Origin of the sequence: Microlunatus speluncae (assembly GCF_009299835.1) — a bacterium.
GTDB classification, from domain to species: Bacteria; Actinomycetota; Actinomycetes; order Propionibacteriales; family Propionibacteriaceae; genus Microlunatus; species Microlunatus speluncae.
On the sequence record NZ_VKCZ01000015.1, the window covers coordinates 79,381 to 92,285 of the forward strand.

At 72.6% G+C, this 12,905-nt stretch carries 10 protein-coding genes; 5 read left to right on the top strand and 5 right to left on the bottom strand.

Going from position 1 to position 12,905, the window contains the following annotated elements; translation table 11 throughout:
- The first annotated feature begins 21 nt into the window (after positions 1–21).
- The 4 genes from FNH24_RS21235 to FNH24_RS21250 all read left to right on the top strand — a co-directional run bounded on the left by FNH24_RS21235 (position 22) and on the right by FNH24_RS21250 (position 7,447).
- Positions 22–2,964 (top strand): helix-turn-helix transcriptional regulator, encoded by a 2,943-nt coding sequence (locus FNH24_RS21235; protein ID WP_161606247.1) that lies wholly within the window; start codon positions 22–24, stop codon positions 2,962–2,964.
- A gap of 94 nt (positions 2,965–3,058) precedes the next feature.
- The gene (locus FNH24_RS21240; RefSeq protein WP_152364240.1) at positions 3,059–5,533 is read left to right on the top strand and encodes a PEP/pyruvate-binding domain-containing protein; all 2,475 of its coding nucleotides are present in this window, start codon (positions 3,059–3,061) and stop codon (positions 5,531–5,533) included.
- Positions 5,530–6,621 carry a class I SAM-dependent methyltransferase gene (locus FNH24_RS21245; protein ID WP_152364241.1) on the top strand — a complete coding sequence of 364 codons (1,092 nt, stop codon included), beginning with the start codon at positions 5,530–5,532 and terminating at the stop codon, positions 6,619–6,621. Before FNH24_RS21240 ends, FNH24_RS21245 begins: the two co-directional genes overlap by 4 nt.
- Complete coding sequence (locus FNH24_RS21250) at positions 6,581–7,447, top strand: DUF2797 domain-containing protein (RefSeq protein ID WP_152364242.1); 867 nt, start codon at positions 6,581–6,583, stop codon at positions 7,445–7,447. Before FNH24_RS21245 ends, FNH24_RS21250 begins: the two co-directional genes overlap by 41 nt.
- Positions 7,448–7,463: 16 nt before the next feature.
- On the opposite strand, the gene FNH24_RS21255 is transcribed toward FNH24_RS21250, so the two are convergent.
- From FNH24_RS21255 to FNH24_RS21275, 5 genes are all read right to left on the bottom strand, one after another.
- Positions 7,464–8,306, bottom strand: coding sequence for a hypothetical protein (locus FNH24_RS21255; protein ID WP_152364243.1), 843 nt, complete (start codon positions 8,304–8,306; stop codon positions 7,464–7,466).
- Positions 8,278–8,946 (bottom strand): type IV toxin-antitoxin system AbiEi family antitoxin, encoded by a 669-nt coding sequence (locus FNH24_RS21260; protein ID WP_161606248.1) that lies wholly within the window; start codon positions 8,944–8,946, stop codon positions 8,278–8,280. The genes FNH24_RS21255 and FNH24_RS21260 overlap by 29 nt, the downstream gene beginning before the upstream one ends.
- Before the next feature lie 397 nt (positions 8,947–9,343).
- Positions 9,344–10,405 (bottom strand): histidinol-phosphate transaminase, encoded by a 1,062-nt coding sequence (locus FNH24_RS21265; RefSeq protein ID WP_152364245.1) that lies wholly within the window; start codon positions 10,403–10,405, stop codon positions 9,344–9,346.
- Positions 10,405–11,040 carry a VOC family protein gene (locus FNH24_RS21270; RefSeq protein WP_152364246.1) on the bottom strand — a complete coding sequence of 212 codons (636 nt, stop codon included), beginning with the start codon at positions 11,038–11,040 and terminating at the stop codon, positions 10,405–10,407. The genes FNH24_RS21265 and FNH24_RS21270 overlap by 1 nt, the downstream gene beginning before the upstream one ends.
- Before the next feature lie 44 nt (positions 11,041–11,084).
- Entirely contained in the window at positions 11,085–11,924 is an 840-nt protein-coding gene (locus FNH24_RS21275) for a DUF3109 family protein (RefSeq protein WP_152364247.1), read from the bottom strand.
- A gap of 95 nt (positions 11,925–12,019) precedes the next feature.
- On the opposite strand from FNH24_RS21275, the gene FNH24_RS21280 reads away from it, so the two are divergent.
- On the top strand, positions 12,020–12,886 hold the full coding sequence (locus FNH24_RS21280; RefSeq protein WP_246187008.1) for a sugar phosphate isomerase/epimerase family protein: 867 nt from the start codon (positions 12,020–12,022) through the stop codon (positions 12,884–12,886).
- Positions 12,887–12,905 lie beyond the last annotated feature (19 nt).

Genomic DNA, 12,905 nt, shown 5'->3' on the forward strand with positions numbered 1-12,905 from the left:
CGCCGGGATCGGAGCGTGGGGATGGCTGGCACGGAGACGGGACGAGCAGCGGCGGAGCTGATCGGGCGGGAGCCCGAGCTCGCGACGGCCGGACGACTGCTGGCGGACGCGGCGCAGGGCCGCGGCCGGGTGCTGCTGCTGGGCGGGACGGCCGGCATCGGCAAGACCCGGCTGGCCGGCGAGATCGCCTTGTTGGCCGAGCGCCGCGGCTTCCTCACCCTGTCCGGTAGCGGGCGGATCCTCGGCCAGGGGCTGGCCTACGCACCGTTGCTGGAGGCGCTCGGTCCCTCGCTGAGCGGACTGGATCCGGCCCGGCGGGCCCGGCTGACGCAGGGGTTGCCGGACCTCGGCCGGCTGTTCACCGAGCTGCCGCTGTCGCCCGCCCCGGCCCTGGGCGACGGCGCGCTGGAGCGCACCCGGCTGTTCGAGGCCGTCACCCAACTGATCGGCCGGCTGGCTCGCCGCGACCCGGTGCTGCTCGCCGTCGATGACCTGCACTGGGCCGACACCGCGACCCTGGAGCTGCTGCACTACCTCGCGCGCGGGGTCGGCGACCGCCGGTTGTTGCTGATCGGCAGCTATCGCACCGACGAGCCGGACGATCCGCCCGCGCTCAGGCTGCTGCTGCAGGACCTGCGCCGCGACCCGATCACCGAGGAACTGCGGCTGGCCGGCCTGACCGACGACGCGGTCCGGGCGCTGGCCGGTTCGGTGCTGGACGGATCGGCTCCGGCGCCCCTGGTGGAGACGCTGGTGCAGCGGTCGGCCGGCAGCCCGCTGCTGGTCACCGCGCTGATCCGGGAGTTGATCGGCTGCGGCTCGCTGATCCGCGGCAACGGGGTCTGGCGACTCGGCCCCGGCGCGCTGGAGCTGGTCCCGGCCGTCGTCCGCGACCTGGTCCTCGGCCGGCTCCGCCACTTGGCCGCAGCCGACCGTGCGCTGCTGGAACTGATCGCGCTGGCCGGCGACGCGGCGCAGCCGGAGATCCTGGCCGACGTGCTCGGCCTGGCCCCGGGGTCGTTGACCGCGCGGCTGCGGCCGATGATCACCAGCGGCCTGCTGGCCGAGGCCGTGCCCGGCCCCGACGTGGTGTTGCGGACCGGCCATCCGGCCTACGCCGAGGTCGCGTACGGGGAGCTGGCGGAGACCGAGCGCCGCCGGTTGCACGCCGCGATCGCCACCTCGATCGAGCGGCACCGGCCGGACGCCACCGAGCTGCTGGCCCCGCACTACCGCGGGGCGGCCGGCCAGGTCGAGGCCGGCCGGGCGCTGGAGGTGCTGCTGCAGGCGGGGCGCCGGGCCCTCGCGGTGCAGGCCGGGGCGGAGGCGGCCCGCTATCTCGAGGCGGCCCGGTCGCACGCCGCCACGCTGGGCGACGACCGGCGGACCGCGATGATCTTGGACCTGCTCGGTGAGGCCGAACTGATCTCCGGCCGGGCCGACGCGGCCCTGGCCACCTGGGAGGTGGCGCGGCAGACCCACCGGCGGCTGGGTGATGCGGGCGGGGTGGCCCGGGTCTGCGCCCGGCTGGCGTACGCGCAATGGGATCAGGGGCTGCCGGCCGCGGCGCTGGCGGTGCTGTCGGACGGCCTGGCCGCGGACCCGCCGGACGCCGAGCTGATCCGGCTCCGCGAGGTCCGGGCCCGGATCCTCGCCCGAATGGGCGAACTGGACGCGGTCGAGGCCGAGGCGGACGAGCTGTTCGTGCTGGGCCGGCGCACCGAGCAGCCGATCGTGGTCGCCTTCGCCAAGCTCTGCCGGGCCTACCGGCAACAGGAGGAAGGCGACTACGAACAGGTCCGGCAGACCTGCCGGGAGGCGATCGCGACCGGCGAACCGACCGGTGATCTGCTGGTCACCGAACACGCCTACCGACAGTTGATCGCGCTGGAGCTGACCCTCGGCCGGCATGATCAGGCCCGGGCCCTCGGCCGGCGCTCGCTCCGGCTGGCCCGGGCCAACGGCCTGCCGACCCACGGCTCGATGGCGGTCTGCCTGTCCGGCCTGTCCGACTTCCTGGCCGGCCGGTGGGACGGCGCCGCGCGGGTCGGCACCGAGCTGGTGTCACTCGGGCACTGGGTGGACAGCCCCCGGGCCGTGGCGCTGGGCCTCGCCGTCAGCGGGCTCGTGCTGGCCCACCGCGGCGCCCTGACCGAGGCGGCCGGCTGCCTGGCCGAAGCGCGCACCCGGTTCGGTGATCATCAGCAGTCGGACCGGCACGTCTTCAGCGTCGTCGAGACCATCGAAGCCCTGCTCCTGCTCGAGCGCGGCGATCCGGTTGCGGCGCTCGCCGCGGTCGCGAACCACGGGTCGGAGTTGATCACGCTGCGGCCGTACCAGCTCGCCGCGCTCGGCGAGATCCAGCTGGCCGCCGGCCGACCGGACGCGGCGCTCGGCACCGCGGCAGTGATCGCCGGGCTGGATCCCTCGGCGCCCTATCCGGCCGCACTGGCCGCCCGGCTGACCGGTCTGGTCGCGCTCGCCGGCGGCGACCACGCCGCCGCCCGCCGCGAACTGTTCCGGGCCGCGGAGCTGTTCGCCGAGTTGCAACTGCCGTTCGACCTCGCCCGCAGCCGGCTTGGCTGGGCCGACGCGGCGACCGACCAACCCGAAGCGGCGGTCGCCGCGGCGCAGGAGGCGGTGTTGATCTTCGGCCGGCTGGGCGCCCGGCGCTTCGGCGACCGGGCCCGCCGCCGGCTGCGCGAACTCGGCGTCGCGCCGGCCCCGCCGCGGCCACCGCGGCAGCCGGCCGGTGGGCTCAGCCCGCGCGAGGCCGAGGTGGTGCAGCTCGTCGCCGAGGGGCTGAGCAACGCCGAGATCGCTCGCCGACTGGTGATCAGTCCGCGCACGGTGACCACCCATCTGCAACATGTGTACGCGCGGCTGGGCGTCGGCTCGCGGGTCGCCCTGACCCGGTACGTCCTCGACCACGCCCGGCCCGACCGGCCGGGCGGCGCTCCGTAGCCTCCGAAATCCGCCGCGGATACGTAGCTCGACGGATGGTCCGGACCGGCGCGGCCGCCGATGATCAAGGGAGCTCACCTCGAAGGAACGCATCATGCCGCTGCAACACCGCCACGACCTGCCGTCGCTTGATCTGCCAGCACTGGATCGGGCGGACCCGCTCGACCCCGACTCGGCCGGCCGCAAGGCCGCGACCCTGGCCCGGCTCCGCGGTGCCGGCTTCCCGGTGCCGGACGGCTTCGTCATCCCCGCGACCGCCGCGCCGCTGGACGCGGAGCTGACCCGGGCCGTGCTCGCCGCGGCCGCGCGGCTCGGCGGCGGTCCGTTCGCGGTCCGGTCCTCGGGCGTCGACGAGGACGGCGATCAGGCCTCCCACGCCGGCCAGTACCGCACCGTGCTCGGCGTCGCCGGCGACGGACCGCTGCTGGCGGCGATCGAGGAGTGCCGGTCGTCCGCCGGCTCCGACCAGGTGCGGGCCTATCGAGCCGCCCGGGGCCTGCCGCCCGACGCCGCGCTGGCCGTCCTGGTGCAGCGGATGGTCGCGGCGGACGTCGCCGGCGTCGCGTTCAGCGCGGACCCGGTCAGCGGCGACCGGTCCCGGACCCTGGTCAACGCCGTCCGCGGCCTGGGCGATCGGCTCGTCGACGGCTCCGCCACTCCGGACGAATGGTCGGTGAGGGGTGGGGTGGCGGAGCGCCGGCCCGGCGGCGAGGAGGCGATCGACGCCGGGCTGGCCCGCGAGGTCGCCGCCCTGGCCGAGCGGGTCGTCGCCGCCGAGGGCGTACCGCAGGACATCGAATGGGCGGTCGCCGCCGGTGAGCTGTTCCTGCTCCAGGCCCGGCCGATCACCGGGCTGCCCGATCCGGCGCCCGAGCCGGTGCCGATCGCGATCGACCCGCCGCCGGGCTACTGGACCCGCGAGGAGAGCCACGCGCCGCAGCCGTGGACCCCGTTCACCCGGCAGCTGATGTCGATCCGCAACGAGGCCACCCGGCGGATGATGGCCGAGTTCGGCTTCCTGCTGGACGGCATCGGCTACGCCGACCTCGGCGGCTGGGAATACATCCGGCTGGTGCCGCTGGGCGGTGTGGACCGCCCCGCCCCGCCGGCCTGGCTGATGCCGCTGCTGCTGCGGTTGGTGCCGGCGATGCGGACCAGGATCCGCACCTGCCTGGCGGCCGTGCGGGACGACACCGCCGGTGCCCTGATCCAGCGCTGGTACGACAGCTGGCGGCCGGAATTCGTCGACCGGGTCGCCCGGCTGCGCGAGGCCGACCTGACCGCCTGCACCGACGAGCAGCTGGACCGGCACCTGGCCCGGACGCTCGCCTGTTACGACGACGGCGACCTGGTCCACTTCCGGCTGCATGCCGCGATCGTGCTGCAGCTGGGCGACCTGCACTTCACCTGCGAGGAGCTGTTCGGCTGGGACACGGTCGGGTCGTTGGCGCTGGTGTCCGGCCTGTCCACCCGGTCGACCGAACCCGGCCGGCGGCTGGCCGAACTGGCCGAGCTGGCCCGGAGCCGGCCGGAGGTCCGCCGGCTGCTGGAGCGGGCCGACCCGCCGGCCGAGCTGCCGGCCGGGCTCGATGCCGACTTCGCCCGGGAGTTCACCCGGTATCAGCACGACATCGGCTGCCGCGGGCTGCGTTACGAGGTGGCCGAGCCGACCCTGGCCGAGGTGCCGCGGCTGACCTTCGGCCTGATCCGGGACCAGCTCGCCACCGGCTACGATCCGGCGGCCGAGGACGCGGCGACGGCCGCCCGCCGGGATGCGGCGATCGCCGCGGCGCGACAGTTGCTCGCCGGCCGGTCGGACGCGGATCGGCAGCGCTTCGAGCGGGCTCTCGGCCGCGCGGAGCTTGCGTACCCGGTCCGGGAGGACAACGAGTTCTTCACCGTCAGCGCGCCGACCGGGCTGGTCCGGCTGGCCGCGCTGGAGGTGGGTCGGCGGCTGGTCGCCCGCGGCCTGCTGGCCGGGGCGGACGACGCCTTCTTCCTGGAGCCGGCCGAACTGCGTGACACCCTCCGCTCCGGGGCCGCACGGCAGGAGTTGATCACCCGGCGGCGGGGCGAACGGGCCTGGGCCCTGGCCCATCCCGGGCCGGTCGCGTACGGCCCGAAGCCCGGTTCGCCGCCGGCGCTGGACGCGTTGCCGGCCGAGGCGCGGCAGGCGATGCGCTCACTGCTGTGGGGCGTGGAACACGTCATCGGCCCGGAACCGGTGGTCGCGGACGGGCCGGCGGGAGCGGTGTTGCGCGGCCTGCCCGCCTCGGCCGGCCGCTACACCGGACCGGTCAAGATCATCCGCAGCGAGGCCGAGTTCGACCGGATCCGCGCCGGCGACGTGCTGGTCTGCCCGACCACCTCGCCGGTCTGGTCGGTGCTCTTCCCGAGCATCGGCGCCTTGATCACCGAGACCGGCGGCGTGCTCTCCCATCCGGCGATCATCGCCCGGGAACATCAGGTGCCCGCCGTCGTCGCCGCGGGCCGGGCCACCGAACTGCTGCGCGACGGCGAGCCGGTCACGGTGGACGGGACGACCGGGACCGTGGTGAGCGGACCATGATCACCGAGCCGGGCGAGCTCCGGCTCGACGATCTCGGCTTCCTCACCGATGCGGTCACCGCCGTCGGCGCGCTGACCGGGGCCAGCCGGCTCGGCGTCCTGGAGCGACTCGACCGCGGCCCGGCCACGCCGGCCGAGCTGGCCGCCGACTGCGGCCTCACCGCCGGCGGGGCCGCCCTGTTGCTCGGAGCCCTGGCCGGGTTGGGAATCGTGCGCAGTGACGAGTCCGGCCGGCACCACCCGATCGGGATCCGGCCGACCGCGCTGGACCGACTGCTGGCCCTGGGCGACGGGCTGCCCGACGTGTTGCGGACCGGCGTGCCGGTGATCGCCGCCGGCACCCCGGACGGGGCGGGACAGCTCTATCCGGCGGCGGTCCGGCACCTCGGCGCGCTGATGGCGGCACCGGCCGCGGCGGCCGCCCGCTGGCTGACCGGGCAGCGGATCGCGGTCGGTGAGGTGTTGGACGTGGGGGCCGGCGCCGCGCCGTGGAGCCTGGCCGTCGCCGCGGCCGTGCCCGGCTGCCGGGTCACCGCCCTCGACCTGCCTGCGGTGCTGCCGGCCACCCGGGCCGCGGTCACCGCCGCCGGCCTGAGCGACCGGTTCCGGTTCCGGGCCGGCAACGCGCTGACCACGGACCTGCCCAGCCAGGCCTACGACCTGATCATGGTCGGCAATCTCTGCCATCTCTTCGACGGCCCGACCAACGCCCGGCTGCTGACCCGGCTGACCGCGGCGCTGCGACCCGGCGCGATCTTGATGATCTTGGACGCGCTGCCCGACACCCCGGCGGCCGACCACCGCTCGATCTCCTTGTACGCCCTGGGACTGCACGCCCGTGCCGGCCGCGGCGGGCTGCATCCGCTCGGCCACTACCGGCAGTGGGCGACCGCCGCCGGCCTGATCAAGCTCGGCCGGGTCGACCTGTCGGACGCGCCGCCGATCACCCTCGTCCATGCTCACCGGGCCGACCTCGCTACCGGGCCGACCTCGCTACCGGGCCGACGGCGCCGCCGGGCTGAGGGTGGCGTGGGCCAGACTTGGGGGCATGGGGTGGCGCAGTGGTGGAGTGACCTGGCAGAACGGTGAGCCCGGGCTGCGCTGGGACGGCGGTCGGGTCAGTGCCCTGGCGTACGGGCGGCTGATCGGCTTCCGGGCCGTCGGCGAGCGGCTGTGCCCGGGCGCCCGGGGCAGTGTCTGCCCGCTCCGGTCGGTGGTCGCCGGCTCCAGCACCGGCGGCCAGTGTGCCGAGTGCAACCGGCTCGACCGACTGCACTCCGTCGCCGCCGACACCATCGCCGACGACCCGCGGCCGTACCGGGTCTATCTGGCCTGGTTCGGGCCCGGAATGATCAAGGTCGGGATCACCGCCGAGGAGCGCGGCGCCGCCCGGCTGCTGGAGCAGGGCGCGATCGCGTTCAGCTGGCTCGGCCGCGGGCCGCTGATGGCCGGCCGGCGGACCGAGGAGGTGCTGCGGCACGCGCTGGCGGTGCCGGACCGGATCCCGTACCGGCGCAAGCGTTCCGTCCGGCATCGGCTGCCGCCGGACCCCGACCGGGCCCGCGGCATCGAGGAGCTGTACCGGCGCGCGGTCGAGGTCGGCGGCTGGACCGAGACCCTGGAGCGACTGCCGCTCGAGGTCCATGATCATGTCGCGGCCTTCGGGATCGCCGACCTGCCGGTCTACGACGGAAACGTCAGTCGTCTGGCGCCCGGTGGCATCGTCGCCGGCCGGCTGCTCGCCGTCGCCGGCCCCGACCTGCACCTGCTCGACCGGACCGGCCGCCACCTCACCCTGGACACCCGCCTGATCACCGGCTGGCAAATCGAAGCCCTGCCGGCCGAGACCGCCGACATGACCGTCCCGCTGACCCTCGAAGACGGCCAAGATCAACTCTTCGAAACTCCGGCCTGAGCGCGGACGTGACCAATCACCGGGAACTTGCGGTGGATAGGCCTCGAGTCAACGCCGCGACCAGTTCGAGCCGTCGATCATGATCGCGCGGCCAGCCCGGAACGTTGCGGACATCCAGGTCGCGAGCAAGCAGACGCCGGTCGCCCGGCCAACGATCGAGTAGCTCGACCAATCGCTGAGGCCCGATCGTCGTCGCGATGTCGGCCCCGAGCAGTCGAGCCGAGGCGAGCTGCAAATCTGCCACTTCGGCGATGAGTACGTCGTTTCCGGCAGGCGTGTCGTACAGGCGGTGTTGGACGACGCGTGACTCCGCGTACCAGAACATGATCAAGCCGAGATCCGCCGCGTCCTTGGTCTCCCGCCAGTTGGAACGATCAAGCCACGCCCCGATCTTGGCCGCCGCATATCCGGCCACCGTCGGGATCCGGATGCTGATCGCCCTGGACAGATTCAGCGGCAGCGCGCTGCGGTAGATCTCGTCGAACGCCCAGACGCTGATCGCCTCGCGCCTCGTCGGCGGATCCACCGTCCCGCGGGGATCCTCGACGTCTCCAAAGGGAAGAAGATCAACAACGACGCCGGCGATGCGGTAGCGAATCCCCGTGTCGCCCAGCCTGGGGAAGGCCTCGGACAGCGCCTCGAATGAGCGCCAGGACGAGAAGGCGAGCGCGAGATCAAGATCATGGGTAGCGGTGGTGGCGAAGGCATGGCCGAGCGCGCGCTGCATGATGTCGCGGCAGTGTGCGCCGACGATCATGATGTCCCTCGCTGCCAGGTGCGAGGTCGTGGCCAAAGCGGCCTCGACGACGCCGGCCAGGGGAGCGACGACACTAGCGGGGACGTTGCTCGGGTCGAACATGACGATCCTTCCACTCGATGGCGGCGGAGCGGACGCGGGGATCATCGCTGCTCAGGAGGTCGGCGTAGACGAGTGGCCAGGGCGCGACGGTCACTGCGGGATCTTCGTCGTTTCGGTCCGGGGCGTCCCAGAACTTGCGCCGAACCGTGATGTTCGATGGACCGTCCGCGCGCCATCGATTCACCAGCGGCAGTCGCGGATCCAGTTCGGCGACGTAGACGATCAGGGTTGTCGGGCGGATCAGATCCTCGACAGCCTGTTCGCCGGACACCAGCACCTGGTCCTGGGCGTTGGCGCCGCGGACCGGGTCGAGCTCGCCGCGGAACGCGCCGAGGGTCAGTCGGCGCGCCAGCCCGACCGGGAACGACGCGGCCCAGAGATCAAGCAGCGACGCCTGCCCGGGCAACTCTGCGCCGTCCTGGTATCCGAGCTCGGTCAGCATTGAGACGGTGTTATGAGCCTGGCCGACCGAGACCCCGGCGGCCTGAGCGAGTTCGCGGCGAGACCCGTGCCAGAGTTCCGGCCAGGCCATCAGCACGAAGACGACCTGAGCGCGCCCCGTGCTGAGGAGATTGCCGACCGGCTGCACCGGGCCGTCGGTGTCCGCCGGTCGGGAACGACCGCGGACGTCGATCAGCACGTCCCCGAATTCGATCCAGGCGTTTCCTGCCGAGTCGAGATACTGGATTCCTGCGCGCCGCAGCGAATCACCTGTCCGGGGTGAGACATACCTGGTGAGGACGAGCAGTGGCAGATCCCCGCGATCGGCCCGCGCAACCTCTGCGAACCGGACTCCGGCCATCACCTTGCAGGAGTAGTTCTGCGCGGACGATCCACGGCTGAGCCGGAGATCCGCCGCATGGCGGGCTTGGTCGCCAGGCGACGGAGTGGCGGCGATTCCCCAGTCCGCGAGTTGCGCCCGGAACTCCTCCACGACGCGCCTCCGTTCATTATCTGTAATTGTTCATGATAATTGAACAGTCAGAAAAAGTGAACACGCGAGGCATGGCGGGTATGGGAGCAAGCGGAATTCGAACTCAGTTGACCAGGGTGCCGGCCACTTCGACGGCCAGGTCGCAGGCCTCCGGCTCGCCGACGGTGATCCGCAGCCCGTCGTCGCCGTAGCCGCGGACCATCAGGCCGGCTTCGGTGAAGGTCTTCACGGCGGCGGTGGTGCGGTCGCCGAGGGGTAGCCAGACAAAGTTGGCCTGACTGTCCGGCACCTCGAGGCCGGTCGCGCGGAGCCGGCTGAGCAGTGCGTCGCGCCGCTCGATGATCACCGCGACCCGGTCCAGCAGCTCGCGCTCGGCTGCCAGGGAGGCGATCACCGCGGCCTGGGCCGGGGCGGAGACGCCGAACGGGATGGCGGTCTTGCGGACCGCGCCGGCGAGAGCGGGATCGGCGATGCAGTAGCCGACCCGGAACCCGGCCAGCCCGTACGCCTTGGAGAAGGTGCGCAGCGAGACCAGGCCCGGATGGTCCTTGATCAACTCGATCGTCCGTGGCGGCGTCGCCACGAACTCGCGATAGGCCTCGTCCAGCACGACCAGGGCCCGGCCGTCGACCGCCGCGATGAAGGCGGCCAACTCGTCGTGGCCGATCGCCGGACCGGTCGGATTGTTCGGCGAACAGACCAAGATCATCTTCGTGGCCGGAGTGATCGCCGCCAGCATCGCGTCGAGATCATGGACGCCGCCCGGGCCGAGCGGCACCATGATCGGTGTCGCCCCGGTCAGCCGGACCGCGATCGGGTACGCCTCGAAGCTGCGCCAGGCGAAGACCACCTCGTCGCCGGCCGTACAGGTCGCCTGGATCAGGTGATACAGCACGCCCGACGAGCCGGAACCGAAGGCCAGTTGATCACCGGCGACGCCGAGCCGGTCGGCCGTCGCCTCGATCACGGCCGCGTTGGCCATGTCGGGATAGCGGTTCATCCGCGCACAGGCGGCCGCCACGGCCTCCAGCACCCCGGGCAGCGGCGGGAACGGGTTCTCGTTGCTGGAAAGCTTGTACGAGACCCCGCCGGGACCGACCGGCGCCGGCTTCCCGGGCACGTACGCCGGGAGCTCGGCCAACTCCGGCCGGACGAACTGTGACATCAGATCCGGACCGGACCGGCCGGCGTCTCGAAGGTCACCGCATCGATCCCCGGCTGACCGTTCGGCGCGATCCAGGAGATCTCAAGATCATCCACGACATGATCGGCCGGGCCGCCGAGCCACTCGTCCACCCGGTGTGAGTCGCCGGCGATCTCCAGCTTGACCAGCCGGATGTCGCCGCCGCCGACCGACGGATGGGACTCGGAGTCGCTCAACCAGTGGATGAAGAAGGGCAGTTGCGGGTCGGCCTGCAGGCCCTTGATCCCGATCTGCTGCCATTGCAACTCATCGCCCTCGGGCAGCCGGCGGTTGCCGGGCACCGCCTTGCGGCCCAGCCGCTGCTCGATCGGAGCAAGATCATCGACGGCGACCACCCAGCCGAGCCAGCCGCCGCCCATGTTGGACCGGGCCCGCACCGCCTGGCCGAACGGGGCCTTCTCGGCGGCCGGGTGATCAAGGACCTCGACCACCTCCAGATACTGGCCGCCGGACAGCGGCAGGATCTGGTTGCGGGTGCCGAACCTGGGGTGGAATCCGCCGTCGTGGAACTCCGCCCCGAGTTGCCGGCTCAACTGCTCCGCAGTCCCCTTGAGTCCCTCGGGGCCCGCGGCGAAGGAGAGATGATCCAGTCGCATACCGCTCATTGTGACCGGACCGGTCGGTCACGATGAGACCGGGGTCACGTCTTCTTCCGCGCTCCGGCCTGTGCTACCGTCGCCCGCCCGTTCTTGCCCCGGGTGCGCGCCACGGCCTGCGCCGGATCGGCGGCATGGCGCATCCCGAGCCCCGGTTTCGCGTCGAAATCGGCGCACAGGACCGCCAGTTGCTCGTACGCCTGCTGGCCCATCAGCGCGGTCAGCTCGGGCCGGTTGGATACGTACACCGGCTCCTGGGCGACGTGCGCCTCCGTGTTCGCGGTGCAGTACCAGTCCAGGTCGTGCCCGCCCGGCCCCCAGCCGTCCCGGCTGTATTCGCCGATGCTGATCTCGGTGTAGCTGGTGTCGTCGGCCCGCTTCACGGTGCGGAACTGGCGCCGGATCGGCAACTGCCAGCACACGTCGGGCTTGGTCTCCAGGAAGTCGCGGCCCTGGCTGACCGCCAGGTGGTGCAGCGCGCAGCCGTCGCCGCCGGCGAAGCCCGGCTTGTTCAGGAAGATGCAGCCGCCGTCGAAGACCCGGGTCTTCCGGCCGGGCTCGTCACCGGGGGCGACGGTCTCGTCCTCCTCGCGCTCGACCCAGCCGCGCTTGCGCCCCTCCTTGTGGTTCTGCCACAGCTCCGGGGTGAGTTGCTTGACGGCTTTACGGACCCGCTTCTCGTCGTCCTCGTCGGCGAAGTGAGCGCCGAGCGTGCAGCAGCCGTCGTTCGGCCGGTCGGCGTAGATCCCCGGGCAGCCGCGGCCGAAAATACAGGTGTAGCGCGAGGTCAACCAGGTCAGGTCGCAGCGGAACACCTCATCGGCGTCCTCGGGGTTGACGAACTCGGCGAAGGCACGAGGAAAAGGGAGCAACACTTCCGGCACTGGGGCAGCCTACGCCCGGGCCCGGTGGGACGCCGGTATCCACGGCCGCGATCGACCCGCGCGTGAGAACGCCGTTTGTGGGTACGCTGATAGTCGTGCCGGATATTGAGAACGACCCGGGGTCTGTGGCCCGGGCCACGACCGCGAAGGTCGCCCTGTCGACCGCTTCGGTCTATCCCGAGACCACCTCGAGCGCCTTCGAGTTGGCCCGCCGTCTGGGCTATGACGGCGTCGAGGTGATGGTCGGCATCGATCCGGTCGCCGCCGACATCGACGCGGTGGAGAAGTTGCGGGACTATCACGGCGTGCCGGTGCTGGCGATCCACGCGCCCTGCCTGTTGATCACGCAGCGGGTCTGGGGCAGCGACCCGTGGGCCAAGCTGGAGCGGTCGGCCGAGGCGGCCCACCGGCTCGGGGCCGAGGTCGTCGTGGTCCATCCGCCGTTTCGCTGGCAGCGGGAGTACGGCAAGAACTTCGCCGAAGGCATCGATCGCCTCAACGGCGCTACCGGGATCAAGTTCTGCGTCGAGAACATGTATCCGTGGCGCACCCCGGGCGGCGAGCTGAAGGCCTACCTGCCCGGCTGGGATCCGACCCACCACGACTACGAGCACCTGACGCTCGACCTGTCGCACGCCTCGACCGCCGGGCAGCAGTCCGTCGACCTGGTCGAGGCCTGGGGCGACCGGCTGCGGCACGTCCACCTGACCGACGGCAACGGGTCGATGAAGGACGAGCACCTGGTCCCGGGCCGCGGCGACCAGCGGGCCGCCGAGGTGCTGAACCACCTGGCCCGCCGCGGCTTCAGCGGCCACGTCGTGCTGGAGATCAACTCGCGCAAGGCGCAGACCCGGGCCCAGCGCGAGGTCGACCTCGCCGAGTCCCTCTCCTTCGCCCGCACCCACCTGACCCGCGCCCCCGACTTCGTCGTCGACAGCGTCGGCGTCGCGAAAACCGGCTGACCCCAACTCCGGATCGGCA